This window comes from Streptomyces sp. ID05-26A, from assembly GCF_033794685.1.
GTDB lineage: Bacteria > Actinomycetota > Actinomycetes > Mycobacteriales > Pseudonocardiaceae > Lentzea.
Map to the genome: position 1 here is coordinate 2,455,641 of NZ_JARAYZ010000001.1, position 26,809 is coordinate 2,482,449.

General features: G+C 68.5%; 29 protein-coding genes and 1 tRNA gene. 20 read left to right on the forward strand and 10 right to left on the reverse strand.

The annotated features are described in order from the left end of the window. Positions 1–23: 23 nt before the first annotated feature. A complete protein-coding gene (locus PV646_RS12120) occupies positions 24–1,157 on the forward strand; it encodes an MFS transporter (protein WP_500341505.1) in 1,134 nt (377 codons plus the stop codon). Next, positions 1,154–2,101, forward strand: a complete 948-nt coding sequence (locus PV646_RS12125; RefSeq protein WP_500341506.1) for a TolB-like translocation protein — start codon at positions 1,154–1,156, stop codon at positions 2,099–2,101. The genes PV646_RS12120 and PV646_RS12125 overlap by 4 nt, the downstream gene beginning before the upstream one ends. On the opposite strand, the gene leuA is transcribed toward PV646_RS12125, so the two are convergent. After that, on the reverse strand, positions 2,098–3,783 hold the full coding sequence (gene leuA / locus PV646_RS12130) for a 2-isopropylmalate synthase (RefSeq protein WP_500342371.1): 1,686 nt from the start codon (positions 3,781–3,783) through the stop codon (positions 2,098–2,100). The two genes, PV646_RS12125 and leuA, sit on opposite strands and share 4 nt — an antisense overlap. Before the next feature lie 899 nt (positions 3,784–4,682). Here leuA and PV646_RS12135 point away from each other — a divergent pair. The 3 genes from PV646_RS12135 (at position 4,683) to PV646_RS12145 (ending at position 5,751) form a co-directional block, all read left to right on the forward strand. After that, on the forward strand, positions 4,683–4,934 hold the full coding sequence (locus PV646_RS12135; protein WP_500341507.1) for a hypothetical protein: 252 nt from the start codon (positions 4,683–4,685) through the stop codon (positions 4,932–4,934). 18 nt (positions 4,935–4,952) lie between these two features. Beyond that, the gene (locus PV646_RS12140) at positions 4,953–5,240 is read left to right on the forward strand and encodes a hypothetical protein (RefSeq protein WP_500341508.1); all 288 of its coding nucleotides are present in this window, start codon (positions 4,953–4,955) and stop codon (positions 5,238–5,240) included. A 97-nt stretch (positions 5,241–5,337) separates the two neighbouring features. Further along, positions 5,338–5,751, forward strand: a complete 414-nt coding sequence (locus tag PV646_RS12145) for an NUDIX domain-containing protein (protein ID WP_500341509.1) — start codon at positions 5,338–5,340, stop codon at positions 5,749–5,751. Here the strand turns inward: PV646_RS12145 and PV646_RS12150 are convergent. Both PV646_RS12150 and PV646_RS12155 read right to left on the reverse strand, forming a co-directional pair. Beyond that, a complete protein-coding gene (locus tag PV646_RS12150) occupies positions 5,737–6,297 on the reverse strand; it encodes a nitroreductase family protein (RefSeq protein WP_500341510.1) in 561 nt (186 codons plus the stop codon). The two genes, PV646_RS12145 and PV646_RS12150, sit on opposite strands and share 15 nt — an antisense overlap. After that, a complete protein-coding gene (locus PV646_RS12155; RefSeq protein WP_500341511.1) occupies positions 6,297–7,520 on the reverse strand; it encodes a hypothetical protein in 1,224 nt (407 codons plus the stop codon). Before PV646_RS12155 ends, PV646_RS12150 begins: the two co-directional genes overlap by 1 nt. 104 nt (positions 7,521–7,624) lie before the next feature. On the opposite strand from PV646_RS12155, the gene PV646_RS12160 reads away from it, so the two are divergent. From PV646_RS12160 to PV646_RS12195, 8 genes are read left to right on the forward strand one after another with little or no spacing between them, the layout of a single operon-like run. Continuing rightward, complete coding sequence (locus PV646_RS12160; protein ID WP_500341512.1) at positions 7,625–8,890, forward strand: aspartate kinase; 1,266 nt, start codon at positions 7,625–7,627, stop codon at positions 8,888–8,890. Further along, positions 8,887–9,951, forward strand: coding sequence for an aspartate-semialdehyde dehydrogenase (locus PV646_RS12165; RefSeq protein ID WP_500341513.1), 1,065 nt, complete (start codon positions 8,887–8,889; stop codon positions 9,949–9,951). The genes PV646_RS12160 and PV646_RS12165 overlap by 4 nt, the downstream gene beginning before the upstream one ends. A gap of 47 nt (positions 9,952–9,998) precedes the next feature. Further along, entirely contained in the window at positions 9,999–10,550 is a 552-nt protein-coding gene (locus PV646_RS12170) for a hypothetical protein (protein WP_500341514.1), read from the forward strand. Continuing rightward, positions 10,547–12,016, forward strand: coding sequence for an ADP-ribosylglycohydrolase family protein (locus PV646_RS12175; RefSeq protein ID WP_500341515.1), 1,470 nt, complete (start codon positions 10,547–10,549; stop codon positions 12,014–12,016). Before PV646_RS12170 ends, PV646_RS12175 begins: the two co-directional genes overlap by 4 nt. Before the next feature lie 19 nt (positions 12,017–12,035). Further along, entirely contained in the window at positions 12,036–12,776 is a 741-nt protein-coding gene (locus PV646_RS12180) for a class I SAM-dependent methyltransferase (protein ID WP_500341516.1), read from the forward strand. Further along, positions 12,773–14,179, forward strand: coding sequence for a gluconokinase (locus PV646_RS12185; RefSeq protein WP_500341517.1), 1,407 nt, complete (start codon positions 12,773–12,775; stop codon positions 14,177–14,179). The genes PV646_RS12180 and PV646_RS12185 overlap by 4 nt, the downstream gene beginning before the upstream one ends. A 38-nt stretch (positions 14,180–14,217) precedes the next feature. After that, a complete protein-coding gene (locus PV646_RS12190; RefSeq protein ID WP_500341518.1) occupies positions 14,218–15,408 on the forward strand; it encodes an MFS transporter in 1,191 nt (396 codons plus the stop codon). Then, positions 15,405–16,580: an MFS transporter gene (locus PV646_RS12195; RefSeq protein ID WP_500341519.1), complete on the forward strand. Its 1,176-nt coding sequence runs from the start codon at positions 15,405–15,407 to the stop codon at positions 16,578–16,580. Before PV646_RS12190 ends, PV646_RS12195 begins: the two co-directional genes overlap by 4 nt. On the opposite strand, the gene PV646_RS12200 is transcribed toward PV646_RS12195, so the two are convergent. Next, positions 16,556–17,608 (reverse strand): alpha/beta hydrolase, encoded by a 1,053-nt coding sequence (locus PV646_RS12200; protein ID WP_500341520.1) that lies wholly within the window; start codon positions 17,606–17,608, stop codon positions 16,556–16,558. The genes PV646_RS12195 and PV646_RS12200 overlap by 25 nt on opposite strands. 65 nt (positions 17,609–17,673) lie before the next feature. Between PV646_RS12200 and PV646_RS12205 the strand changes: the two genes are divergently transcribed. The 3 genes from PV646_RS12205 (at position 17,674) to PV646_RS12215 (ending at position 19,243) form a co-directional block, all read left to right on the forward strand. After that, positions 17,674–18,246: an NADPH-dependent FMN reductase gene (locus PV646_RS12205; protein ID WP_452255348.1), complete on the forward strand. Its 573-nt coding sequence runs from the start codon at positions 17,674–17,676 to the stop codon at positions 18,244–18,246. A gap of 83 nt (positions 18,247–18,329) precedes the next feature. Next, positions 18,330–18,752 (forward strand): organic hydroperoxide resistance protein, encoded by a 423-nt coding sequence (locus PV646_RS12210; protein ID WP_500341521.1) that lies wholly within the window; start codon positions 18,330–18,332, stop codon positions 18,750–18,752. Between the two features lie 14 nt (positions 18,753–18,766). Continuing rightward, positions 18,767–19,243, forward strand: coding sequence for a Dps family protein (locus PV646_RS12215; RefSeq protein WP_500341522.1), 477 nt, complete (start codon positions 18,767–18,769; stop codon positions 19,241–19,243). Between the two features lie 92 nt (positions 19,244–19,335). On the opposite strand, the gene PV646_RS12220 is transcribed toward PV646_RS12215, so the two are convergent. Both PV646_RS12220 and PV646_RS12225 read right to left on the reverse strand, forming a co-directional pair. Continuing rightward, a complete protein-coding gene (locus PV646_RS12220) occupies positions 19,336–20,238 on the reverse strand; it encodes a BtrH N-terminal domain-containing protein (RefSeq protein ID WP_500341523.1) in 903 nt (300 codons plus the stop codon). A 319-nt stretch (positions 20,239–20,557) separates the two neighbouring features. Then, positions 20,558–22,369, reverse strand: a complete 1,812-nt coding sequence (locus tag PV646_RS12225) for a S9 family peptidase (protein WP_500341524.1) — start codon at positions 22,367–22,369, stop codon at positions 20,558–20,560. A gap of 43 nt (positions 22,370–22,412) precedes the next feature. Here PV646_RS12225 and PV646_RS12230 point away from each other — a divergent pair, with 43 nt between their 5' ends. Together PV646_RS12230 and PV646_RS12235 are read left to right on the forward strand one after the other, a co-directional pair. Next, positions 22,413–23,084: a hypothetical protein gene (locus PV646_RS12230; protein WP_500341525.1), complete on the forward strand. Its 672-nt coding sequence runs from the start codon at positions 22,413–22,415 to the stop codon at positions 23,082–23,084. 59 nt (positions 23,085–23,143) lie between these two features. Beyond that, entirely contained in the window at positions 23,144–23,623 is a 480-nt protein-coding gene (locus tag PV646_RS12235) for a GAF domain-containing protein (protein ID WP_500341526.1), read from the forward strand. On the opposite strand, the gene PV646_RS12240 is transcribed toward PV646_RS12235, so the two are convergent. Both PV646_RS12240 and PV646_RS12245 read right to left on the reverse strand, forming a co-directional pair. Further along, positions 23,616–23,912 carry an antibiotic biosynthesis monooxygenase family protein gene (locus tag PV646_RS12240; protein ID WP_500341527.1) on the reverse strand — a complete coding sequence of 99 codons (297 nt, stop codon included), beginning with the start codon at positions 23,910–23,912 and terminating at the stop codon, positions 23,616–23,618. The genes PV646_RS12235 and PV646_RS12240 overlap by 8 nt on opposite strands. A 10-nt stretch (positions 23,913–23,922) precedes the next feature. Beyond that, a complete protein-coding gene (locus tag PV646_RS12245) occupies positions 23,923–24,054 on the reverse strand; it encodes a hypothetical protein (RefSeq protein ID WP_500341528.1) in 132 nt (43 codons plus the stop codon). 500 nt (positions 24,055–24,554) lie between these two features. Here PV646_RS12245 and PV646_RS12250 point away from each other — a divergent pair, with 500 nt between their 5' ends. Further along, positions 24,555–25,118, forward strand: a complete 564-nt coding sequence (locus PV646_RS12250) for an SMI1/KNR4 family protein (protein ID WP_500341529.1) — start codon at positions 24,555–24,557, stop codon at positions 25,116–25,118. A 72-nt stretch (positions 25,119–25,190) separates the two neighbouring features. Here the strand turns inward: PV646_RS12250 and PV646_RS12255 are convergent. Both PV646_RS12255 and PV646_RS12260 read right to left on the reverse strand, forming a co-directional pair. Beyond that, positions 25,191–25,264, reverse strand: a tRNA-Pro gene (locus PV646_RS12255). A 19-nt stretch (positions 25,265–25,283) separates the two neighbouring features. Further along, entirely contained in the window at positions 25,284–26,237 is a 954-nt protein-coding gene (locus PV646_RS12260) for a metallophosphoesterase (RefSeq protein ID WP_500341530.1), read from the reverse strand. A gap of 68 nt (positions 26,238–26,305) precedes the next feature. On the opposite strand from PV646_RS12260, the gene PV646_RS12265 reads away from it, so the two are divergent. Then, entirely contained in the window at positions 26,306–26,776 is a 471-nt protein-coding gene (locus PV646_RS12265) for a GatB/YqeY domain-containing protein (protein ID WP_500341531.1), read from the forward strand. Positions 26,777–26,809: the final 33 nt, after the last annotated feature.

Genomic DNA, 26,809 nt, shown 5'->3' on the forward strand with positions numbered 1-26,809 from the left:
CTGGCTGTTGATCGGAGGCCGTCGTGTACATCGCAACCGCCAGACAAGCTCCGGCTTCGGGTGGCACCGGCAGGATCGCGGGGAACGTTCTCGCACTGGGCGCGGTGTCCCTGCTCACGGACGTCTCGTCCGAGATGGTCACCGCCATCCTGCCGTTGTACCTGGTGCTGGGGCTGGGGTTCTCCCCGCTGCAGTTCGGTGTGCTCGACGGCATCTACACCGGTGTGACAGCACTCGTCCGCGTTGTCGGCGGTCACGCTGCGGACCGCTGGCAACGGCGCAAGTTCGTCGCCGGACTCGGATACGGGATCTCGGCGCTGGGCAAGCTCGGCCTGCTCGCCGCCGGGACCTCGGCCACCGCGATGGGGCTCGTGCTGGCCGGGGACCGGACCGGCAAGGGCTTGCGCACCGCGCCGAGGGACGCGCTGATCACGTTGAGCAGCGAACCCTCGGCGCTCGGACGGGCCTTCGGTGTCCACCGCGCCATGGACACCGTCGGCGCGTTCCTCGGCCCACTGCTGGCGTTCTGTCTGTTGTGGACGCTGCCGGCCCGCTACGACGTGGTGTTCGTGGTGAGCTTCTGCTTCGCGGCAGTGGGTTTTCTCGTTCTGGTGCTGTTCGTGCGTGATCACCGGGACGTGCTGCCACGCGTCGCGGTGTCGCTGCGATCGGCGTTCGGGTTGTTGCGGTCCAGGCCGTTCCGGCGGGTCTGCCTGGTCGCGTGCGGCCTCGGGTTCCTGACGCTCGGCGACGGGTTCATCTACCTGTTGCTGCAGAAGAAGCTCAACGTCGAGGTCGCCTACATCGCACTGCTGCCCCTCGGCACGGCCGGCGTGTACCTGCTCGCCGCCGTGCCGCTGGGGTCACTGGCCGATCGCGTGGGCCGGTGGAAGATCTTCCTGGTCGGGCATCTCGCGTTGCTCGGCGCGTACGTGCTGCTGGCCGGTGTCTCCGGGATCTCCTTGCTGATCGGGGTCCTGGTGCTGCACGGGCTGTTCTACGCGTGCACCGACGGCGTGCTGATGGCCGTTGCCGGGCCGATGATCCCCGACGAACTGCGCACGTCCGGCCTGGCCCTGCTGCAGACCGGGCAGGTGCTGGCCCGTGCGACTTCTTCCGTGCTCTTCGGTGCCCTTTGGACGTGGTTCGCTTGGTGAGGATCCTGATCGTCATCGTCGCCGTGATCGCGCTGGGCGCGGGTGCCACCGCCTACGCCCTGCGCGCTCCAGAGGCGGTTTCGGTCGCGGTGGAGGCCGGGACGGTCGAGCTGTCGTCCGGGCGGCTGATGTTCGTGGACGAGGTGAGCGGTCGCGTCGCCTCGGTGCCGTTGACCGATCCGTCCGGGCCGCGGCGGGTGAGTTCGCTGTCCTGCAAGCGCTTCTTCACGTCCGGCGGGCAGGGGTTGTGCCTCGCGGACGCCTCCGGCCCGTTGCCTGGGGCGACGGCGGTGTTCGTCGACCGCGGGATGACCGAACGCCGGCGCGTCGAGGTCGACGGCGTGCCCAACCGCGCCAAGCTGTCGGCGGACGGGCGGATGGCGTCGTGGACGACGTTCGTCACCGGCGACTCGTACGCGCAGGCCGGCACGTTCTCCACCCGCACCGCGATCTTCGACCAGCAGACCGAGGCCTACGCCAGCAACATCGAGGGCACGTCGGTCGCCGGCATGAAGACGTCCAACGACATGAACTGGTGGGGCGTTACGTTCGCCCCGGACGACCGCACGTACTACGCGACTCTCAGCACCGGCGGGAAGACGTACCTCGTCCAGGGCGACGCGGTGGACGAGTCGGCGAAGACGTTGCGGGAGAACGCCGAGTGCCCGTCCCTGTCACCGGATGGCAAGCGCGTGGCGTTCAAGAAGCGCGTGCCCGGCGACGGCGCCCGGCCGTGGCGGCAGCACGTGCTGGACCTGACCACGATGGTGGAGACACCGCTGGCGGAGACCCGTGGGATCGACGACCAGGTCGTGTGGCTCGACAACGACACCATCGCCTACGGCCTGCCGGGTGAGGGCATCTGGGCCGTGCAAGCGAACGGGGAGGGCGCGCCGCGGCAACTGGTGCCGCACGCGTCCTCCCCGTCCGTCGTCCTCGGTTAACGGTTGGCGCGGTTGATGGCGCTCACGATCGCGCGGAAGCTCGCGGCGACCGTGGACGAGTCGATGCCCACACCCCACAGCACGCGGTCGCCCACGGCGCATTCGACGTAGGCGGCCGCGCGGGCGTCGTCACCGGCGGACAGCGCGTGCTCGGCGTAGTCCAGCACCCGCACGTCGTAGCCCACCGAGGCGAGCGCGTCGACGAACGCGGCGATCGGGCCGTTGCCCGAGCCCGTAATCTCCTGCTGGTCGCCGTCGATCATCAGCGTCGCGGTGATCTCCTCGCGGCCGCTGCCGTCCGAGCTCGCGCGGTGCTTCAGCAGGTACAGCGGCACCCGGCCGTGCAGGTACTCCTCGGCGAAGGCGTCCCACATCTCCTTCGGGTTGATCTCGCCGCCCTGCGAGTCGGTGACCTCCTGGATCACCTTCGAGAACTCGATCTGCAGGCGCCGCGGCAGGTCCAGGTGGTGCTCCTGCTTCATCAGGTACGCCACGCCGCCCTTTCCGGACTGCGAGTTGACCCGGATGACGGCCTCGTAGTTGCGGCCGACGTCCTTCGGGTCGATCGGCAGGTACGGGACCTCCCACTCGAAGTCGTCGACGTGCTGGCCCGCCTCCTTGGCGTCGGCCTCCAGAGCCTCGAAGCCCTTCTTGATCGCGTCCTGGTGGGACCCGGAGAACGCGGTGAAGACCAGGTCGCCGCCGTACGGGTGGCGCTCGGGGACCGGCAGCTGGTTGCAGTACTCGACCGTGCGGCGGACCTCGTCGATGTCGCTGAAGTCGATCTGCGGGTCGATGCCCTGGCTGAACATGTTCATCGCCAGCGTGACCAGGCAGACGTTGCCGGTGCGCTCACCGTTGCCGAACAGACAGCCCTCGATGCGGTCCGCGCCGGCCAGGTAGCCCAGTTCCGCGGCCGCCACACCGGTGCCGCGGTCGTTGTGCGGGTGCAGGCTCAGGATGATGGCCTCGCGGTTGGCGAGGTTCCTGGACATCCACTCGATGCTGTCCGCGTAGACGTTCGGGGTGGCCATCTCCACCGTCGCCGGCAGGTTGATGATCAGCGGCTTTTCGGGCGTGGGTGCGATGACCTCCTGGACCGCGTTGCAGACTTCCAGTGCGTAGCTCAGCTCGGTGCCCGTGTAGGACTCCGGCGAGTACTCGTAGCGGAAGTCGGTCTCCGGGTAGTCCTGCTCCTGCTGCTTGGCGAACTTCGCCGCCTCCACCGCGATCTTCTTGATGCCGTCGCGGTCGCTGCGGAACACCACGCGGCGCTGCAGGATCGACGTCGAGTTGTAGAAGTGGACGATCGCCTTGTTCGCTCCGCGGAGGGACTCGAAGGTCCTCGCGATCAGTTCCTCGCGGCACTGGGTCAGGACCTGGATCGTGACGTCGTCCGGGACCGCGCCGTCCTCGATGATCTCGCGGACGAAGTCGAAGTCGGTCTGGCTCGCGGCCGGGAAACCTACCTCGATCTCCTTGAAGCCCATGCGGACCAGCAGGTCGAACATCTTGCGCTTGCGGGCCGGGGACATCGGGTCGATCAGGGCCTGGTTGCCGTCTCGCAGGTCGACTGCGCACCACAGGGGGGCGGTGGTGGTCTTCTTCGTCGGCCAGGTGCGGTCCGGGACGTCGACTACCTCCACCAGCTCGTGGAACGGGCGGTAGCGGTGGAACGGCATGCTGCTGCCCAGTTGGCGGTTCCAGGACTGCTGGGATTCCGGGGCCGGGCGACTCGGCTTGCGGATTCGGCTGGTGCCTGAGGAGTAGGCGTCTGCGGAGTCCGGGCTGGTGGTGGTGAATGCCTCGTTGGAGGTCATGTCGGGGGTGCTCCTGCGGGTCGTTTTACGGGAACGACCGGCGGCAACGCTGAAGCCCGCGACGGGGGGCCGGTCTGATCAGACCCCGTCACGGCAGCGAAGCAGGAGGGAACGCCACACGTCGGACAGAGTAGTCACATGTCGGGGTGGGATGGAACTTGACGACCGGATCGTGGGATATCTGCGGGTCTGGTGGGGGGCGCCTTGCGGTCTGGTGGCCTGGCGGGTGGTCACCTTTGCGGTCCGCGACCTGGCGGGTGGTCACCTTGCGATCCGCGACCTTGTGGGTGGTCGCCTTGCGAGTGGCGGGTCACTGCTGCGTGCTTCCCCTGGGGGCGCTGCCCCCAGACCCCCGGCAATCTGATCAGGGGGCCCACGCCACGAGCAGGTTGATGGCACGCCTGTTGCGTTGGGCGGCTGCGCGTTGCTTAGTTTGGTTGCGTTGGCGGTGGGGTCCCATCACGAGTCACACCAAGAGCGGGCCACATGCCTGGAGGGGTGTCAAGCAGGCGAAAAGCGTGCCTGCTTGACACCCCTCCAGGCATGCAGCAAGTGCTATGGCGCGACTCGTGATGGGACCCCACCGCCTGGACCGCCTGCTGAGGACGGCTTGCCTTCGGCTTCGCGTGTGGTCTGACGTGCTCGTTTGCCCATGGGTTTGGGAAGCAGGTCATCTTGCAAGTTTTGGCCTGCTCGGATCTGGGAAAAGTTCACGTATGGCCAGATTACGTACCTCCAGTGGCCGCGGCACGGCTTCGCGCGTGATCAGCGGCATCGGTGTTGTCTTCGCCCTCATCGAGGTGCTCTTCATCTTGATGAACGTGTTGGGCGCGAACGCAGCGAACGCGTTCTACAAGTTCATCCAGTCCCTAGCCGAGCCCCTGGCGCTGTTCTTCCCCGGTCTGTTCAACACGGGGAACTTCAATCTCGACGTGTTCCTCAACTACGGTCTCGCCGCCGTGTTCTGGCTGGTCGTGACTGGTTTGATCGCGCGTGCGGTGTCGCGCTACTGAGTAGTAGATTCCGGCGGTATGCGGACGCGTGTTGTTGGTCTTGCCGCCGGGATCGTCAGTTGGGTCGGCCTTGCGCTGGCGGTGGTGCTCGTCGTTCACGTCGTGCTCACCGTCGGCGGGGCCAACCCCGGCAACGTCATCACCAGTACGGTCGCCGCTGTGGCCGAGCCGGTGGCGTTGGCGTTCAAGGACCTGTTCAGTCCGTCTGACGCCAAGCTGCGGGTGATCGTCAACTTCGGGTTGGCCGCGTTGTTCTGGCTTGGCGTTCGAGCGATCGTCCTTAAGCTTGTTAGGCGCCTCAACTAGGTTCGTCATCATGGCGCGCGACGACTTTTGCAACAGCTGTGGCACTCAGTACGCCGAGACGGCTGCGTACCCGCGTAGGTGCGGTAGCTGTGGGCACATGGTGTGGGCGAATCCCTCGCCTGTCGTCGTGTTGCTGGTGCCGGTGAAGGACGGGCCCCGGACCGGGTTGCTGACGGTTCGCCGGGCCATTCCTCCTGTGGGGGAGCTGGCGTTCGTCAGCGGGTTCATGGATCGCGGGGAGTCCTGGCAGCAGAGTGCTGTGCGGGAGCTTGAAGAAGAAGCGAACGTGCGGCTTGCGCCGGAGGACCTGCGGCCGTTGCACTTCGTGTCCACGCCCGACGGCGGGACTGTGTTGATGTTCGCCACTGCGCCCGCGATCAACGCTGAGGACATGCCTCCGTTCGTTCCCAACGACGAGGCGTCCGAGCGCGCGATCATCTTCGACTGCGTGCCGTTGGCGTTTCCGCTGCACAACGAGGTCGCTACCAAGTACTTCTCAACTGAACTGTGACTCGCCCCAGGTGCCGGTGAAGACGGTGTCGCTGAGGGGGAGGCGTTTGCGTTCTCGCTGCTCGCGGGCCTGAAGGTCTTCGGGGAGGTCGGAGAGCGCGCCTTGTCGTCCCAGTGCCATGGCCACCAGTGGGCGGGCGTTGCCGGGCATCGAGAACGTCTTGTGGGCGGCTTCCTTGTCGAAGCCGCCCATCATGTGTGCGATCAGGCCGAGGTCGACGGCCTGGAGGGCGATGTTCTCCATCGCGAGGCCCAGGCCGAACTCCACGTTCGGGATGTCGCCCCGGTCGTCCGTGGTGACGACGCAGCCGATGAGCAGGACCGAGGCGCGGAACGCCCAGGTCTTGTTGCCGCGCGTGAGCGTTTCGAAGATCGCGTCGAACGTCGTCGAGCCGCGGTGGCCCGCGATGAAGCGGGCCGGTTGGGTGTTGCCGTGGGACGGGGCCCAGCGGGCCGCCTCCAGCAGCGTGCGGAGTTCGTCGTCGGACACCGTTGCGTCAGCGTCGAAGGCTCGCGGGCTGCGGCGCTGGGAGATGAGTTCGTTCATCAGATCGCATACTGCCAAACGGCCAGGGAGTAGGCGCCGAACCACGCGCTGAACAGCGTCGCCATGCCGAGGATCGTGAAGACGGTGGACGGGCGGCGGCGGGCCAGGACCAGGGCCAGGGGGAGCAGCAGGGTGAAGGCCGGGAGCAGCAGGCGGGCCTTCGAGTTCATCAGGCCGTTCGAGCCTACGTCCATCACCAGGACGCCGATGCCGTAGACGATCAGCGGCCACTCCAGGCGGCGCTGGAAGGCGTAGAAGACCAGGACGATCGCGAACGCCAGGAGCCAGACGGTGCCGGTTTCGAGGACCGAGCGCGGGTTGCCGAGGTGGCCCCAGGCGAACTCCCAGGTGGCAGCGCCGCCGTCGAACTTCGAACCCCAGCCGCGCTGCTGCACGCCGAACCAGCCCATGAGGTCACCGGTGCGGACGGCCACCCAGCCGAGGTAACCGAGCAGGCCGAGCGGGGCGAGCGCGCCGCCGACCCACGCCCGCCAGTCCTTCCTGTCGGCGAGCACCGCGACCAGGGCGGCCAGACCCACGGCGACGATCAGGGCTGCCGCGGTCGGACGGACCAGGCCCGCGGCGGCGCAGCAGACGCCGGCCAGGATCCAGCGCTTCTTCACCACGCCGACCAGGGCCCAGACGGCGAACGCGCAGAACGTGGCCTCGGAGTAGGTCATCGACAGCACGACGGCCATCGGGGACGCGGCGAACAGCGTCACGAAGATCAGGCCCGCGCGGGTCGAGCCGTCGCGGACCACGCGGCCCAGGACGAACAGTCCGTACGCGCAGAAGATGCCGCTGATCAGGCTGACCGCGAAGGCCGCGCCGACCACGTCCACGCCCGGCAGACCGTCGACCCAGCGGACGAACGCGGGGTAGCCGGGGAAGAACGCGAGCGGGGTCTCGGCGGTGCGGCGGCCGAACGCGTCGTACGGGGGCGCCGGGACGCCGTTGTAACCGCCCGACGCGATGCCGAGGAACCAGTCGCCGTCCCACGACTTCAGGTTGTCGATCGAGGTGTCGGCCTTGCCGGTGAGCCTGTTCTGGTACTCGACGACGAGCTGCAGCACGAACAGACCGACCTGGCGGACGATCAGGTAGATGAGCGCCGGAGCGGTCCACAACGCCGCCGGATGTCTGAGCGCTTCGGCCATCCGCGAGCGCGCACTGCTCTCATGCACGGCTGCTGGGGCCTCCACGACATCGGCACTCGACGACACCCGGACAGAGTAGTCACGCGCATCACGGCTCCAGAGTCTCACCAGGTGGTCCGGGTAGGCTGCCTTCGACGTGGGGTTTTAGTCGCGCGAAGGAGGTCAGGTCGGTGGCGCTCGTCGTCCAGAAGTACGGCGGTTCATCGGTTGGGAGTGCCGAGCGGATCAAACGCGTGGCCGAGCGCATCGTCGCGACCAAAAAAGCGGGTAACGACGTCGTGGTCGTCGTGTCCGCCATGGGTGACACGACTGATGAGCTGCTCGACCTCGCCCGCCAGGTCTCGCCGGTGCCGCCCGCACGTGAGCTCGACATGCTGCTCACCTCGGGTGAGCGGATCTCGATGTCGCTGCTCGCGATGGCGATCAACTCGCTCGGTGCCGAAGCGCGCTCGTACACGGGCTCGCAGGCCGGCGTGATCACGACCTCGGCGCACGGCAAAGCCCGGATCATCGACGTGACTCCCAGCCGGATCCAGGACGCGATGTCCGAGGGGGCCATCGTGATCGTCGCGGGCTTCCAGGGCGTCTCCCAGGACTCCAAGGAGATCACCACGCTCGGCCGCGGCGGCAGCGACACCACCGCGGTGGCGCTCGCGGCGGCGACCAAGGCCGACGTGTGCGAGATCTACACCGACGTGGACGGCGTCTACACGGCCGACCCGCGCATCGTGCCGAACGCGAAGAAGCTCGACACGATCACCTACGAGGAAATGCTCGAGATGGCCGCGTGTGGCGCCAAGGTGCTGATGCTCCGCTGTGTGGAGTACGCCCGCCGCTACAACGTGCCCGTGCATGTCCGCTCTTCGTTCAGCAACAAGACCGGAACCATCGTGTCCGGTTCAGTGGAGGACCTTCCCGTGGAACAGGCGATGATCACCGGCGTCGCGCACGACCGGTCTGAAGCCAAAATCACCGTGACCGCAGTTCCCGACCACCCCGGTATCGCGGCCAAGATCTTCCGCGTCATCGCGCAGGCGGAGCTCGACATCGACATGGTCGTGCAGAACGTCTCGCAGGCCGCGTCGGGTCGCACGGACATCACGTTCACGCTGTCCAAGGACGACGGCCCCCGTGCCGTCGCGGCGCTCGAGAAGGCCCGCGGCGAGATCGGGTTCGACCAGGTCCTCTACGACGAGCACGTCGGCAAGGTGTCGCTGATCGGCGCGGGCATGCGCTCGCACCCCGGCGTCACGGCGACGTTCTGCGAGGCGCTGGCCACGGCCGGCGTCAACATCGACATCATCTCCACCTCGGAGATCCGCATCTCGGTCATCTGCCGCGACACCCAGCTCGACGACGCCGTCCGTGCCCTGCACGACGCGTTCGAGCTGGGCACCGACGAAGAGGCCGTCGTTTACGCAGGGACTGGACGATGACTGGGCCTGTACTCGCGCTGGTGGGCGCGACCGGTGCCGTCGGCACCGTGATGATCGACATCATGAACACCCGCTCCTCCGTGCCGTGGGGCGAGATCCGGTTGATCGCGTCCCCGCGCTCGGCCGGCAAGAAGATCAACGTGCGCGGCCAGGACGTCACGGTCATCGCCTTGTCGCCCGAGGCGTTCGACGGCGTCGACATCGCGATGTTCGACGTTCCCGACGAGGTCAGCGCCGAGTGGGCGCCGATCGCCGTCGAGCGCGGTGCCGTCGCGATCGACAACTCCGGCGCGTTCCGGATGGACGCCGACGTGCCGCTGGTCGTGCCCGAGGTGAACGCGGACCAGATCAACGAGCGTCCGCGCGGGATCATCTCGAACCCGAACTGCACGACGCTGTCGATGATGGCGTCGCTCGGCGCACTGCACCGCGAGTTCGAGCTCAAGGAACTCGTCGTGGCCTCCTACCAGGCCGCTTCCGGTGCCGGCCAGTCCGGCATCGACCGCCTGTACGCCGAGATCGCGGCGCTGGCGGGCAAGGAAGCGGGGGTGTCCGCGGGTGACGTGGCCGAAGCGCTCGCCGCCGCCGGTCTGTCCGCCGAGGACTCGCCCTTCCCCGCCCCGCTGGTGCTCAACGTGGTGCCGTGGGCCGGTTCGCTCAAGGACGGCGGCTGGTCGTCCGAGGAGCTGAAGGTCCGCAACGAGGCCCGCAAGATCCTCGGCATCCCGGACCTGAAGGTCTCCGCGACCTGCGTCCGCGTGCCCGTCGTCACGACCCACTCGCTGTCCGTCCACGCGACGTTCGCCCGCGAGATCACGGTCGAGGCCGCGCACAAGATCTTCGAGTCGCAGCCGACGATCGTGCTGGTCGACGACCCGGCGGCGCAGAAGTTCCCGACGCCCGCGGACACCGTGGGCGAGGACCCGACGTACGTGGGCCGCGTGCGCCAGGCGCTGGACTTCCCGAACACGCTGGACTTCTTCGTGTGCGGTGACAACCTGCGCAAGGGTGCCGCGCTCAACACCTACGAGGTCGCGGAAGAGCTCGCGAAGCGCCTCTAGATGATCGACTCTCCTGTCGCCGCCGGGCCCGGTAGGGTTCGGCGGCGATGGGGGACATTGAGTGGGTGAGGCCGCCTCGGCTCGTAGAAGTCGTGGCCGCCTATCAGGGTTTCGCTTTCGGCGCGGGTGTCCGAACAGGACTCGTCGACCAGCTGGTCGCGTGTTCCGCGGAGGACCCGGCCGCCGCACTGGCCTCGTGGGCGTCCGAGCCCGGTGTGCAGGCCGATCTGGTGTCGCGGCAGGGTGCCAGGAGCTCGTCGCGCGGCAAGGTGAGGTCGCAGGGGCCCGGCGCGTTGATCTGGGCGCTGCCCGCCGCCGTCCAACGGCTCGACGAGGATCGGATCCGTGAACTCGTCGCGCTCACCCACGGGCCCGGCTCACCCGCGTGCGACGCCGTGATCATGCTGGCCAAGAACCTCTTCACCCCTTCCGAGCTGGACCCGCCCGAGGCTGACCCGTTCACCGCCGCGGGGGCGTTGGCGCAGGCCGTCCGCGGTGAGGGCCGCGGGGTGGCGCGGGCCGTCGCCGGTGCGCTGGAGGGCGGACCCGAGCACGACGTCCGGCTCGTGGCCGAAGAGCTGTACCGGAGGTCGTGGTGAGCCCGTTGACGCCGGTGGAACAGCTCCTGCACGACCACGAAGGCGACGCGGAGGGCTTCGGGCACCACGCCGCGCACGGTGAGCTGCTCATCCCCGGTGAAGCCCTGATGACCGACGCCGATGTTCTCGTCGCCTACACCGACGAGTCACGGCTGCCCGCGGGCGTAGAACAGTGGATCCGCGTCCCGTTGCACACGATCCTGAGCAGGCTGGTCTCGACGAAGCCGCGGCTGCACGTCAACCCCGGCCTGCCGTTCGAGGCAGAGTTCGACTTCGCGCAGCTGGCCGGCGCCGCCGCGGAGCACATGCGGACCTGCGGGTGCGGCGAGCGGCCCTCCGCCACGCGTGAAGCGAGCCGGTGGGTCGACGCCCGCGGCCACCGGTTCTTCCTCGTACCGCACGAGGACTCACGGCTGCGCGGGTGCCTGATCGGCGGTGCGATCGGCGACGCGCTCGGGGCGAACACCGAGAACCTCCCGATGGAGGTCGTGTACGAACGCCACGGCCCGGACGGCATCACCGACCTGCCCGAGAAGCCGGACATCACCGACGACACCCAGATGACGCTGTTCACGTTCGAGGCGGTCATCCGGTCGCACGTGCGGCAACGGATCACCGGCGAACGCGAGCTCACCACCGTCACGCAGAACGCATACCAGCGTTGGCTCCACACGCAGAAAACGCCGTGGGACAAGGCACGCGGCATCCACTCCACTGTGGACGAACCGGACGGCTGGCTCGTGTCGCACCGCGATCTCTTCCGGATGCGGGCGCCCGGCCTCACGTGCACGAGCGCGTTGCAGGAGTACGCCCGCACCGGCGAGCAGGCCACGATCACCAAGCCCGTCAACAACTCCAAGGGCTGCGGCGGCGCCATGCGGGTAGCGCCGGTCGCCCTGGCCGACGACGATCCGGCCGTCGTGTTCGCGCTGGCGGCGGACAACGCGGCGCTGACACACGGCCACCCGAGCGGCTACCTGTCCGCGGGCGTGTTCGCGGTGCTGGTGCACCAGCTGTTGCGCGGCAAGGACTTGCTCAAGGCCCTGGACGTCGCCGTCGACTCGTTGGTCCAGCGCGAAGGCCACGAGGAGGTCGTCGCGGGCATCGAGCACGCCCTCGAACTCGCCGCGCTGGGCAACCCCGGCGTCGCGAAGGTCGAGGAACTGGGCCGCGGGGGTGTCGGCGACACGGCACTGGCGATCGCGTTGTACTCGGTGCTGGCCACCGACGACCCGAACGAGGCGTTGCTGCTCTCGGTCAACCACGGCGGCGACAACGACTCGACGGCGTCCATGGCCGGCAACCTCGCCGGAGCGTTGCACGGCGTCGGGAAGATCCGCCCGGCCTGGGTCGAACGAGTCCAGTTCCGGCCGGTCATCGACCGGATGGTGGCGGACTGGGACCTGGAGAGGAGTGCGGCCGCGCCGGTGGGACAGGAGTGGTTCGTCCGGTATCCGCCGTCCTAGTGGCTCTAGGGTGAATCGCATGGCGGAGAGCGACGATCAGTACGACGCGTTGGGCGCGATCTACGAGCGTGCCAAACACATCCCGACCGGCCTGGCCGAGCGCGCGACGCTCCTGTCCGCGGTCGGTGACCTGCTGGGCCGTTCGGTGCTCGACGTGGCCTGCGGCACCGGGTTCTACGCCCGGCTCTTCCACGACCTGGGCGCGACCCGCGTGGTCGGCGTCGACTCGGCGGGGGAGATGATCGGCTACGCGCGGCACGTCGAGCGGCGCGAACAGCGCGGCATCACCTACGAGCAGCACGACGCGACGGCGTTGCCCGTGCTCGGCGAGTTCGACGTGGTGACGGCCGTCTGGCTGCTCGGTTACGCGGACGACGAGCCCGCGCTCGACGCCATGATCGCCAACCTCAAGGCCAACGTCGCTCCGGGCGGCCGGCTCGTCGTGCTGGTGCCGAACCCGGACGCCGACTGGGACCTGCTCGCGCAGTACGGCCGCTACGGCTACGAGGTCACCCGCACGGGCCCGATGAACGTGAAGCAGCCGGTCACGGTGCAGGTGCTGGGCGACCCGCCGTTCGACTTCGACTCCTTCTACTGGGAGCGCGGCGTGTTCGACGCGGCGCTGACCCGGGCCGGCCTGGTGGACGTCACCCGCCAACCCGCCGTGACGCCGGACGACGAACGCGGCGAGGAGTTCTGGGGCCCGCTGCGGCAGTCCCCGAGCTTCGGCGTCTTCACCGCCGTGCGGGGTGCCGCATGATCGTTCTCGCGGTGGACCTCGGCACCACGGCTACCAAGGTCGTCGCGGTCGACGCGCAGGCCCGTGTCGTCGCCTCGACCGAACGCACCTATCCCATGCACACCAGCGGTCTCGAAGCCACGCACGACCCGCGGCAGGTGCTCGACGCCGCGTTCGACGCGCTGCGCGAACTGGCCTCCGACGACGTACGAGCGATCTCGTTGACCGGTGCCATGCACTCGATCATGGGTCTCGACAGAGATCTGTCTCCGGTCACAGATGCTCTGAGCTGGGCCGACAACCGCGCGGTCGAGCAGACCGAACGCCTGCGGGGCACCGCCGAGGGCCGTGAGCTGCACCAGCAGACCGGCGCGCCGATCCACTCGTTCACGCCGCTGATGAAGCTCGCGTGGTTCCACGAGAACGGCGTCCGTGCCGCGAAGTGGTGCGAGATCAAGGACTTCGTGCACCTGCACCTGACCGGCGTGCTGATCAACGAGCACTCGTCCGGCTCCGGCACGGGCCTGATGAACATCCACACCCTGCAGTGGCACGAGCCGTCGCTGGAGTTCGCCGGCGTCACCGCGGACCAGCTCCCGCCGTTGGTCGAGCCCACGCACTCGACGCCTCTCACCGCCCTGATCCCCGGTCTGCGCCCCGGCATCCCCGTGATCGTCGGCGGCGGCGACGGACCGCTGGGCAACCTCGGCGTCGGCGCGGCCACCCCCGGCGCCGGCGCGGTCTCGCTCGGCACCTCGGGCGCGCTCCGCGTGGCTCAGCAGGGTCCCGGTGTCGACGCCGAAGGCCGTACGTTCAGCTACGCCATCGGCGAAGGCCTGTGGGTGCGCGGCGGTGCGATCAGCAACGGTGGTGTGGTCGCGCAGTGGGCCGCGGAGACGTTCGGCGTCCCGGTCGGTGAGCTGCTGACGCAGGCCGCCGACGTCGACTCCGACGGGCTCGTCGCGCTGCCGTACCTGCTGGGCGAACGGGCACCGTGGTGGGACCCGACAGCGCACGCCGCGTTGCTCGGCCTCAGGCGCGAACACACCCCTCAGCAGATCACGAAGGCGCTGGTCGAGGGTGTGTGCCAGCAGTTGGCGCTCGTGCTGGACGCGGTGCCGAACGTCGACTCGTTGAGGATCACCGGCGGTGCGTTCCGCGCCCCGATCTGGGCCCAGACGCTGGCGAACACGCTCGGGATGCCGTTGCACCTCACCGAGGACAGCGGTGGTTCGGCCGTGGGAGCCGCGCTGCTGGCGTGGCGGGCGCTGGGGGAGATCGAGTCGCTGACCGTCGACCTCGTGCAGCCGACCCAGACGATCACACCGGACGAGAAGCTGGTCGAGAGGTACGCGAACGCACGGCCGTTCGTCGTGAAGGCCTACAAGGCGCTGGAAGACCTGTACGACGAATCACATCGTTAGCAAAGAAAACCTTTTGCCATCCGGGCGAGGATGACGAGGTGGACCTCGCCCCCTTCAAACACGTTCTCCTGCTGCCCAGAGTGCGGCCCCTGGCGCTGTTGATGTTCTTCGCGAGGATGCCTCCGGCAGCGACCGGCGTGATCCTGACGCTGCACGTCGCGGTCACGCTGGACAGGGGTTACGGCGCGGCGGGGCTGGTCGGGGCGGCGGGCACCATCGGCATGGGGCTCGGCGCCCCGTTGATGGGGAAGCTGATCGACGCGCGCGGTCTGCGGTCGATGCTGGCCGTGAGCGTGACGGCCTCGGCGGCGTTCTGGCTCGCGGCCCCGCTGATGGGCTACTGGACGTTGCTGGTGACGTCGTTCCTCGTCGGGCTGCTGGGCGTGCCGATGATGTCGATCGGACGGCAGGTCATCACCGCGCTCGTGCCCGAAAGCCGGCGGCGGGTCGCGCTGTCGGTCGACTCGATCTCGGTCGAGCTGTCGTTCATGGGCGGTCCGGCACTTGGCGTGCTCGTCGCGACGAAGTTCTCCACCAACGCCGCGCTGGTGTTCATCGGCGTCTCGATCCTGGTCGCCGGGGTGCTGCTGTACTGGGCGAACCCGCCGATGGTGCACGAGGACGAGGTCGTCGACGGGCCGCAGCCCCGGCTGTTCGAGTGGATGCGCGGACGGATCGTCGGCGTGCTGGTCGTGTGCGTCGGCGCGACGGTGTGCCTCGCGGGCATGGAGGTCTCGGCGATCGCGTCGCTGGAACACATCGGCAAGCAGAGCTGGCTCGGCGCGGTGTTCTTCGCGATGTGCGCCGCGTCGATCGTGGGCGGCCTGGTCTACGGCGGCGTGAAGCGCGTGCCGAGCGTGCTGGTGTTGCTGGTCCTCATGGCCGCGCTGGAGATCCCGGTCGGTCTGGGTGATGGCAACGTGCTGCTGCTGTGCCTGCTCCTCGTGCCGATGAACCTCATGTGCGCGCCGTTGATCGCGGCCTCCGGTGAGCACATCAGCAAGCTCGCGCCGCCCACCGCCCGTGGCCTGGCGCTCGGCCTGCAGGGGTCGGCGTTCACCGTCGGCAGTGCGATCGGCGCTCCCGTCGCGGGCGTCGCGATCGACAGCGGCGGTGCCCCGTTCGGCTTCGCGATCGTCGGCGTGATCGGGCTGCTGGTGGCGGGCGTCGCCTGGCTGCTGGCCCGGCAGAGCAAACCTGTTGCCACCAGGGTGACGATGTCCTCGTGAACCTCGCTCCGTTCAAGTCGGTCCTGGCGCTGCCGGGGGTCCGTCCCCTGATGCTGCTGATGCTCTTCGCCAGGATCCCTCCGACGGCCGCGGGCGTCACGGTGACGCTGCACGTCGTCACCACGCTCGACAAGGGCTACGCGGCGGCCGGCACGGTGGGCTTCGCGACCATGGTCGGCCTCGGTCTCGGGTCGCCGTTGATGGGCAAGCTCGTCGACAGCAAGGGCCTGCGGTTCGTGCTCGCGCTGAGCCTGCTCGAAGGCGCGTTCTGGGTGACGGCACCGTTGATGGACTACTACGTGCTGCTCGTGCTCGCGTTCGCCAACGGGCTCGTCGCGGTGCCGGTGATGTCGATCGGACGGCAGGCGCTCACCGCGATCGTGCCCGAACCCCAGCGCAGGCCCGCGTTCTCGCTCGACTCGATCTCGGTCGAGCTGTCGTTCATGGTCGGGCCCGCGGCGGGTGTGCTGATCGCGACGAAGTTCTCGACCGGGACTGCCCTGGTCGTGATCGGCGTGGCGATCCTGACCGCGAGCGCGGTGCTGTTCCTCGTGAACCCGGTGCTGCTGCACGAGGACGACGTGGTCGACGGGCCGCCGCCCCGGTTGAGGGAGTGGCTGCGCGGGCCGATGATCGCCGCGTTGATCATCCCGTTCGGCGCCACGATGGTGTTGTCGGGCATGGAGATCTCGGCGATCGCCTCACTGGAGCGCACCGGTCAGCAGAGCTGGCTCGGGCTGATCTTCTTCGTGATGTGCGCGGCCTCGGCCCTGGGCGGGCTCTTCTACGGGAGTCTCAAACGCGTGCCGACCGGGGTGTTCCTGTTGGCGTGCATGGCGTTGCTGGAGATACCGGTCGGCCTCGGCGACGGCAACGTGTGGTTGCTGGCCCTCGCGTTGATCCCGATGAACCTCGCCTGCGCGCCGACGATCACGGCGTCGTCCGAGCTGATCGCCAAGAGCGCGCCACCCACCGCGCGCGGGCTGGCACTGGGACTGCAGGGTTCCGCGTTCACGTTCGGCGTCGCCGCGGGTCAGCCGCTGGCGGGAGTCGCTGTGGACCACAGCGGACCCCCGCTCGGCTTCGTCGTCGCCGGTGTCGCCGGACTGCTCGTCGCCGGCGTCGGCTGGGTGCTGTCGCGGCAGCGTCAGGCGGTCTCGGTGACGTCCTGAGCGGAGTTGGCCAGCGCGAACCCGGTCCGCAGCGCGCCGACGGCCTCGGACACGGCCTCGCGGAAGATCCCGCCGACGCCGAGCACGTTCGCGAAGCCGTGGAACAGGCCCTCGTGCCTGCGCAGCACGACCGGCACGCCCTCGGCGGCCAGCCGTTCGGCGAAGGCCTCGCCCTCGTCGCGCAACGGGTCGTAACCCGCCGTCGCGATGTAGGTCGGCGGCAGGTTCGAGAGGTCCTCGGCGAGCATGATCGACAGACGTGGGTCGTGCCGGTCCTTGCCGCCCTCGGTGTACTGGTCGAGGAACCAGTCCATCTTCTCGTCGGTCAGGAAGAACCCGTTGGCGAAGATCTCCCGCGACCGGCGGCGCACCGACGCGTCCACACCGGGGTAGAAGAGCAGCAGGAACGCGAGGTCGACCTCGGCGGAGTGCGCGGTCACCGCGGCCAGGTTGCCGCCCGCGCTGTCCCCGCCGAGCGCGATCCGCTTCGGGTCGATGCCCAGGTCCTCGGCCTTCGCGACCGCGTACCGCAGCACCTCGGCGGCGTCGTCGGCCGCGGCGGGGAACCGCGCCTCCGGGGCGAGCCGGTAGTCGGCCGCCAGCACCCGCACGCCCGCCTCCTTGGCGAGGAACCGGCACAGGTTGTCGTGGCTGTCGAGACTTCCGGTCACCCAGCCGCCACCGTGGTAGAAGATCAACAACGGCGAGCCGGTCGGCAGCAGTCGCGGTATGTAGAGCCGGCCCGCGAACTCGCCGATCGTGAGGTCCCGTGCACCCACTCCGGTGATCTTCGGGCCGGAGACGAGCTTCGAACTCAACTCCAGGTCTAGCCGACTCTCGGAAGCTGACTTCGTGCGCCAGTCCGTACCCGACAGCTGCTGGAGCTTGAGCAGCAGCTGGGCCTCCGGGTGCAGGTACTGACCGTCCAGGTAGATCGGCGCACCGGCGATGAGTCGGCGCACCGGCCCAGGGAGACCGAACGCGAAGCGCAGTGCGCCGGCCAGTACGCCGGCCTGGAAGTTCGACATGTGTCTCAGGTTACTAGCGAGTAGCCCTGGATCTCCAGTTATCTGGAGGTGGAAGGATCGACGTCATGACGGTGACGGTGGTGGGCATCGGGGGCTCGATCAGGTCCGACTCGCAGTCCGAAAGGGCGTTGCGGGTCGCACTGGAGGGTGCTCGCGAGCTCGGTGCGGAGACGATCCAGTACAGCGGCCCCGACCTGGTGCTCCCGTTCTACGACCCGTCGGTGCCCGACCGCACGGACGTCGCCCTCCGCATGGTCGAGGACCTGCGCCGGTGCGACGGCGTGATCGTCGTGTCACCCGGCTACCACGGCACCGTGTCCGGCCTGGTCAAGAACGCCCTCGACTACATCGAGGACCTGCGCGACGACGAACGCCCGTACCTCGACGGCCGCGCCGTCGGCACCATCACCGCCGCCTACGGCTGGCAGGCCGCGGTCAACACGCTCTCGGCCGTCCGCTCGATCGTGCACGCCCTGCGCGGCTGGCCGACCCCGCTCGGTGCCGCGATCAACTCCGCCCAGGTCAAGTTCGACGGCGACGGCGCCTGCTCGGACGCCGACGTCGACCGCAACCTGCGGGTCATCGGCCGTCAGGTCGCCGAGTTCGCGCTCCGCCGCCCCCTCTCCGACGTGAACTGAGTCACGGTCGGGCATTTAAGTCGTGCGCGATGCGTTCTCCCTCAGTGAAAGGCTTTAAGCCCACTGACTCAAGGGAGAGCGGAATGGAAGCGCTGTACACGGCTGAGGCGACTGCTTACGGCGAAGGCCGCAACGGCGAGGTTCGTTCATCCGATGGTGTGATCGACGAGGTCCTGTCGATCCCCAAGGAGATGGGCGGCCCCGGTGGCGACGCGACCAACCCGGAGCAGCTGTTCGCAGCCGGGTACTCGGCCTGCTTCAACTCCGCCATCGCAGCAGTCGCGCGCGCCGGGAAGATTCAGGTCGCTTCTTCTGAGGTAACCGCCAAGGTGGGCATCGGATCCAACGGCGCCGGCGGCTTCCAGCTCGCCGTCGAACTCGCGGTGAAGATCCCCGGACTCGACCAGGCGGTCGCGGAGAAGCTCGTCGAGCAGGCCCACCAGGTCTGCCCGTACTCCAACGCGACGCGCGGCAACATCGAGGTGGCGCTCACCGTCACCGTCTAGGAGGCGCGTTTCACATGGCCAAGAACCCGATCACCAGCCCCCTGGCAGACGCCGACCGCGATGCCGTCGGCGCCATCCTCCAGGCGACCCTCGTCGACCTCGTCGACCTTTCCCTGATCGGGAAGCAGGCGCACTGGAACGTGATCGGCAAGAACTTCCGCAGCGTCCACCTCCAGCTGGACGAACTGGTCGTGCTGGCCCGCAACGCAGCCGACCAGGTCGCCGAACGCGCAAGCGCTCTCGGCGTCACGCCGAACGGCACGGCGAAGACCATCGCCGCGTCGTCCGGCGTGCAGGAGATCGAGACCGGCTGGCTGAAGGAGGAGCAGGTGGTCACGTCGATCACGTCTTCCCTGGGGTCGTTGATCGCCCGCATGCGCACGCGCATCGAGGAGACCGACAAGCACGACCTCGTCAGCCAGGACCTGCTGATCGGCATCACGCAGGAACTGGAGCAGGCGCACTGGATGTGGCAGGCCCAGGCGGCCTAGCCCGTCAGTCCTGCAAGTTCGTCAGGTGAGAGACGCGGGTGCCTCGCCCACCGCTGTCACCCAACGAGCCTCACAGGCCAGCGTCTAGCTCGTCAGTTCGACATCAGCCGGCGGATGGCCCGTTCCTCGACGGAACGGGCCTCGTCGACTTTCCGGGCCAGTTCGTCGTAGTCGCCGCCCAGCGCGATCTCCGACCACAGCGCGCCCGACTCCCGGAACTCCGGCGCACCGGGCAGTCCGGCCTCGTCGAGGAACTCGGCGTAAAGCGGCCGAGTCGCACCTTTCGCGGTGTACTCGACCTCCAGGCAGTCGTGCAGCCTCTTCTGGACGAACGCGGGGTCGTAGGCCCAGCGCTGAGCCCAGCCCTTCTTCCCCTTGTCGCGCAACTGCTCCGCGAGCTTGCGCATGCCGGAGAACCCGAAGTTCACGTCGAAGTTGTTGCCCAGCACGGGCCCGGTCAGGTGCTCGCACGTCATCCGCACGGCACCCGCGACGTCCGGCTCACCCCGGCGCTCACCGATGCGGATCATCTCGTGCTTGCCCAGGCCCCAGCTCTTCAGGAACTCGCCGAGCGGCTGAGCGTGCGTGAACTCGCCGAGCGGCTGAACGTGCGTGCCCTGGTCGTGCACGGTGACGACGTCCCCGTCCACACCGAGCACCCCGACCGGGTGCTTCTCCTTGCCCACCAGGCAGATCACCGGCCCGTCAGCCGCCCTCAACTGCTGCTCGGCCTTGCGCGCGGACGTCGTGGACGTGACCTCGTGCTCGATACCGGCGTGCACGAGCGCGGTGGGGATGAACGGCGCGGGGTGGTGCCGCGCGACGATCGTCATCGTGGGCGTGTGGCCCTTGTACTCGAACACGAAGTACATGAACCCGATGCCGCCGGCGAGTCCGGCGAGCATCGCCTCGGACCACTCGTCGTCGAGCATCTCCCGCAACAGCGACGAGTCGTGCATCTGCCCGGCAGGCCTGTCGCTTCGCGACTCCTTCATGCCGTGTTCATCGGGGCTGCCGTGCGCTGCGTTTCCGGGGCGGCCTCGGCGCCGCACGACTGACATGTCACCGCACGGCCGACATGTCACCGCACGGCCGACATGTCGCCGGACGACCGACATGTCACGGTGGCCACGCGCCGTGCCCACCGCTCCCCGCGCGATTCCTCCTGACGCAACGCGCGGGTCCCGGTTTTGGTTCCCGCTCTGTCCACAGGCTGCCGAGCCCGAGGTAGCCGCAGGTCAACGCGCCGGAAGCCTGTGGACAACTCGCGATCATGCTCTGGCTGCCGGGGCACCCGGCAGCCAGAGCGCGGGGTTACTTCGCCAGGTGCCGCCTGGCGAAGTCCACCTCGGCCGCCGTCTGCCGGAGCGTCTCGGCGACCACCAGCGACCCGTGACCGGCGTCGTAGCGGTACATCTCATAGGCGTGCCCACGCCCAGCGAGCGCGTCGAGGTAGTTGTCGATCTGCCGGATCGGGCAGCGCGGGTCGTTCTCGCCCGCGAGGATCAGCACCGGCGCCGTGACCTGGTCGACGTACGTGAGCGGCGAGCACTCCCTGTACAGCTCCGGCAGGTCCTCGGGGGAGCCGCCGAACAGCGCGCGGTCGAAGGCGCGCAGCGGTTCCATCTCGTCCTCGTAGGCGGCGAGGTAGTCCGCGACCGGCACGCCCGCGACGCCGACGGCCCAGCGTTCGGGCTGCATGCCCAGGCCGAGCAGGGTCAGGTAGCCGCCCCACGAGGCGCCGTTCAGCACCGAGCGCGCGGGGTCGGTCAGGCCCGACTCGACCGCCCAGTCGTGCACTGCGGCGATGTCCTCGAGTTCGGTGATGCCCGGCCTGCCCTCGATGGCGTCACGCCACTTCGAGCCGTAGCCGCTGGAACCGCGGTAGTTCACGTGCACGGTCGCGAAACCGGCGTCGAGCCACACCGCGCGGTAGGCGGAGAAGCGGTCCTCGTCGGAGGAGTGCGGGCCGCCGTGGATCAGGAACACCGTCGGGAACGGGCCTTCGCCGTCGGGCTTCGAGACCAGGGCGTGCACGTCGCCGACGAACACGTCCTCCAGCCTGAACGACGTCGCGGGCTTGGCGCCGGCGGGCTCGACCAGCACGCGCTCGGTGCCGTCGGTGGCCAGTGCGCGGATCACCGTCGAGCGCTCGGCGGACGACCAGGAGTACTCGACCGTGCCGTCCGGGCGCACGCCCGCGGAGCCGACGACGCCGGGTGCGGTGTCCAGAGTGGACAGTTCGCCGGTCGTGAGGTCGTAGCGGTGCACGGTGTTGCGGGCGTGGTGGGTGTGCACGACCAGCAGGGCGGACGCGTCCGGGTACCAGTCGGCGGCGACCTCACCCGGCAGGTCGAGGACGATCTCGTGCTCGGTGTCGGCGGCGACGTCCCAGATCAGCAGTTCCTCGCGGCCGCGGCGCTCGTGCAGCACCAGCAGTCGCTGGTCGCCGCGAACCGGGCTGAACGAGATGGCGTCGAGGCCCTTGCCCTTGCCGTCCCACTTCTCGGCGACGGTCTCGCCGGTCTCCGCGTTCAACGCGCGCAGCGCCATGTGGCGGTTGTCGCCGTGCTCGGAGTGCGCGATCACGACGAGCGACTCGTCCTTGGCCAGCGCGGTGACACCGGCGTCGTTGACGTGCTGGTAGATCACCTCGCTCCGACCGCCCCGCGTCAACCAGACCGTGGTGCCGTCGTCGGTCGACGCGGCCACGGCCGTGACGGTGCGACCGATCTCCAGACCCGCCGGGTAGCCGGGCGTCACGTCGGCGACCGCGGGTTCTGCCTTGCTGCCGTCGGCCTTGAACGGCTCGCGCACCCAGACGCCGAACTCGTCACCGTCGTGGTCGTCGAACCACCAGATCTCGTTGCCGTCCGGGTCGAGCGTGGCGTGCGACGTGCCGTTCGGGCGATCGGTGACCTTGCGGTGTTCGTCCGTCGCGCGGTCCCAGGAGTAGACCTCCCACACGCCACTGGCGTTGGAGACGTACAGGGTGCGGTCCGGTGCGTCGTCGGCCCAGGCGGGCAGGCTCATGCGGGGAGCGGTGAACCGCTCACGCCACCGGGTCTCGGCGGCCGGGTCCTCGAAGAGCTGGTCCGGAATGACGGGAGAAGGGTGCGTGGTCACGGTTCAACACTAGAGTCAGAGGCTGCTTCTAGGGGGGTCGCAGATGACACAACCACCACAGTGGGGTGCGCCACCGCACCAGCCACCACCGGGCCACGGGCACCAGGTACCGCCCGGCTACGGACACCAGGTACCGCCCGGTCACGGACACCAGCCGCCGCAGCAGCAGTGGCCCCAGCAAGGTCCGGCGCCGCAACAGCACTGGCCGCAGCAACCGCCGCCCCAGCAGCAGTGGAACCAGCAGCAGTGGAACCAGCCGCCCGGCGGGCTGCCGCCGAAGCCCTCGCAGCTCACCCTTCTCGCGGTCCTGAACTGGATCCTGGCCGTCGCCATGCTGGCGTTCGCGGCCTTCGTGATCGTGAGCTTCCTGATGTCCGGCGGCACGTTGTTCGTCGGCATCCTGCTGGCCGTGATCGTCGCGGGCTTCGGCCTGCTGAACGCCCTGGGCGCGATGTCGGTCAACCACCCGCACTTCCCGAACACGGCCGCCTCGCAGATGGCGGGCGGCTTCACCGCGCTCGTGCTGCTGGTGGCACTGGTCCGCTCGGCACGCCGTGGCGTCGCCGAACTCGTGCCCTCGCTGGGGTCGGCCGCACTGCTGGCGGTGTGCGTGCTCAGCCTCGTGCTGGCGACGCGCCCGGCCGTGAAGCGGTGGATTGTTGCAAAGCATCAGCAATCTTTGTCGCAAGGCCACCGGCCGAGGACCAGACGCTGATTAGTTGAATCGAGTCAGAAAATCTAGGTGTGCGGTCCGGCGAGAGTTAACGTGGAGGCATGACCGACACGATGGAGCGCCTCGCCGGGGCCGCGACGTTGGAGGAGGTCCAACGGATCGTCCGCACGGCGGCCAGGTCTTCGCTGGTCGCGCACGGTGCGACGTTGGTGCTCCTCGACGGCGACCTCTGCTATTACGCGGACGAGGACTCGATGAGCCCGCTGTGGAAGGGCCAGCGCTTCCCGGCCGTGAACTGCATCAGCGGGTGGGCGATGATTAATCGTCAGACCGTGGCGATCAGGGACATCCGCTTCGATTCGAGGATTCCTCAAGAAGCGTATCGGCCGACTTTCGTGCGAAGCCTGCTGATGGCTCCGATCCTGCGCCCGGCACCGCTCGGCGCCATCGGCTGCTACTGGGCCGTGCCGCACACCGCGACCCCGGACGAGACCGAGACGCTGGAGTCACTGGCTCGCGTGGCCGGCGATGCCCTGGAACGTTTCCCGGAGGGCCTGCCCGCGCGGGGCTTCATCAACTGACTTGCCGGAAGTGCCGCAGCGCCAACGGCTGCCGCAGGTACTCGTCCTCGTCGGGGAACGTCACCGGATCGGTGCGCCACCCCGGACCCGCGTAGTTCTCGAGCGCCTGCTCGTCCCGCCACCGGCTCACGTACCGCACGCATGACGGGTCATCGAGGTCGACGAGCACCTCGTGCCCTTCGAGTCCGTCGTAGATCTCGGGGAACCCCGCGACGAGGTCCCGCACCCGTGCGACGAACTCCTGCTCTCGCCCCGGCTTCACCAGGGCCTCGGACACCCGCGTCAGCATGGACGCGAGCCTATTGCCGGCCGAGTTCCTCCTCGAAGATCTGGTCGACCTTCCGCGACGCCCGGGACAGGGCCCTGACCGCGAAGAAGACCACAGCGAAACCGACGGCGACCGCGACCGTCACCCAAGCCGATGTGAGCATGTAAACGATCCCCAGGGACTGCAACACCACAATTGCCTTGGCCGCTACGACGATCCAAGACCTATGAGCAGGATTGGCGGCGGAGGCGGAGTCCATCACAGACATCTCCCGAAATATTCAATGAGGGGCTGAACCACTGCCTTCGTCGTTTGGATCAAGACAGCCGTTACGCAACGTGAGTTGAACCGTCAACCTTCACTCTTAAGGGTTAACGCTACGTGGTCGTTTCGTAAAGTTTGGTGCAGAACGATGGCCCTGTGTCATGCAAACACGGTCCCGTCTACGGCCGCGCGTGTCGAGCTGCATCACACGATCGGGTGGCTTATCGGGAACCTTGATGTCCTTTCGCGTGACCAGAAAGGACCTTCGACTCTGGGGTGGCGGGCCTTCCCGGGCAATGTCGGCAAACAAAAGCTGAGACGAATTCACGACTGAAACAACCCTCTCGTTTCGTGTCGTGGGCTGCATCACACGCCTGCGCGGAGGAGATGATCTGACGCATGAACTGGTCCCGAGCAGGCGTGCGGCTCCGCTCCCTCGCGCCCGAGTTGCACGCCAAGTTCCTACCTCCGGCCACCGCGGCAGACCTGGCCGCGGCCGAGGAGGTGATCGGCACGCCGCTGCCGGCGGACCTCGCGAAGTGGTGGGCGGCGTGCGGCGGCCTGGAGAACGTGGACTACGCCCCCGTCATCCCGAAGTACTACAGCCCGCTCGGCGTCGGTCAGGCGCTGGAAGTCCGCGAGATGATGATGGAGGTCCGGCGGCAGGTCGCGGACGATCTGGGCGTCGAGGACGTCGACGGCCACGAGGCACGCGCACTGGGTGAACCCGCCGGGACCCTCATCGGCGACCTGTGGCTACCGCTCTTCGTCCCGGTCGCGGTCAGCGCGTCCGGCAGCTACCTCTTCGCCGACCTCCGCGAGGGTGCACGGCGTGGTTGCGTGACGTTGTTCGACAACGTCGAGGGCGCGGACGAGGAACCGTGCTGGGAGAGCGTCGCCGCGATGCTCGACGCGACGGCGGAGTGGCTGGAAGGCGACTTCGCCGTCGAGTGGCGGGTGTGAGTGGGAAAGCCGGAAAAACAAATCAGCTCCCATCCGCATTTCTGCGAACAGGAGCTGCTTTGTTTTATTCAGTCGGGGTGACAGGATTTGAACCTGCGACCTCTTCGTCCCGAACGAAGCGCGCTACCAAGCTGCGCCACACCCCGGCTGGGAACATGTAGAACTCTACATCATGTCCGCGCCAGCTCCGAATCGGACCCCCTCATTCCGCCCCTGACCAGGCGTAACGGGCCGCGGAACCAGGGTCAGCAGGGAAGCCTCCGGAGGGCAGCAGAAGCGCACCGGCGCGTACGGCGAAGTGCCCATCCCGGCAGAGACGTTCATCCACATGTGCGAACCCCAGCGGGAAACACCGCGGGCCCGGCCCCGGTCCAATTCGCAGTTCGTCACGACGGCGCCGTAGAACGGGATGCGGAGTTGGCCGCCGTGCGTGTGGCCGGCCATCACGAAGTCGTAGCCGTCGGCCGCGAACGGGTCGAGGACGCGCGGTTCGGGGGAGTGCGTGACGCCCAGCCGCAGTGCCGCGGAGGGGTCCGGCGTGCCCGCGATGTCGGCGTAGCGGTCGCGCTTCAGGTGCGGGTCGTCGAGGCCCGCGCAGAAGATGGCCTGGCCGTTGACCATGATGGTCTTGCGCAGGTGCGTGAGGTCTTCCCAGCCGCGCTCGATCATGCCGGCGCGCAGGTCGCGCCACGGGAGCGTCGTGCCGTGGATGCGCTTGGTCTTGGAGGACGGCAGCAGGTAGCGCACCGGGTTCTTGAGCCTGGGCGCGTAGTAGTCGTTGCTGCCGAAGACGAAGACGCCCGGCTTGTCGAGCAACGGGCCGAGCGCGCGCAACGTGCCGGGGACGGCGTCCTTGTGCGCGAGGTTGTCGCCCGTGTTGACCACGAAGTCCGGGTTCAGGTCGGCCAGGGCGGCCACCCAGCGCTGCTTCGACACCTGGTTCGGCGTCATGTGCAGGTCTGAGATGTGCAGCACCCGGATCGGCTTGGCTCCGGGGGACAGGACCGGCACCGTCGCGGTGCGCAGGGTCCAGTGCCTTCTCTCGATTCCCGCCGCGTACGCGACGGTCGCGGCGCCGAGAGCGGTCGTGGCGAGGAGGGCGCGGCCCAGCTTGTTCACGCGTCAAGGGTACGGAAGGGCGTTAACTCGATCGGCGCGGCATCCGGCGGGCGGTACCGTTCTGCGCCATGGCGGACTTGAAGACGCGACTGAAGAACGACCTGACTGTCGCGATGAAGGCACGGGAGACCGTCACGGCCGGTGCGCTGCGGATGGCGCTCACGGCCGTCACGAACGAGGAGGTCTCGGGCAAGCAGGCCCGTGAGCTCAGTGACGACGAGGTCGTGAAGGTCCTCGCGCGTGAGGCGAAGAAGCGCAAGGAGGCCGCGGAGGCCTTCGACGGTGCCGGGCGGGCCGAGAAGGCCGACCTGGAGCGCCAGGAGCTCGCCGTGCTGGAGATCTACCTGCCCAAGCAGCTCGACGACGCGGAGCTGACGTCCATTGTGGACAAGGCGTTCGACGCCGTCGCCGCGCAGCTCGGCGAGGCGCCGGGGCAGAAGCAGATGGGCCAGGTCATGAAGGCCGTCAACGCCGAGGTCGCCGGACGCGCCGAGGGTGGCCGCGTCGCCGCCGCGGTGAAGGCCAAGCTGACCAGCTGACACGTCGTGCCGCAGCGGCCGTCGAAGCCGCTG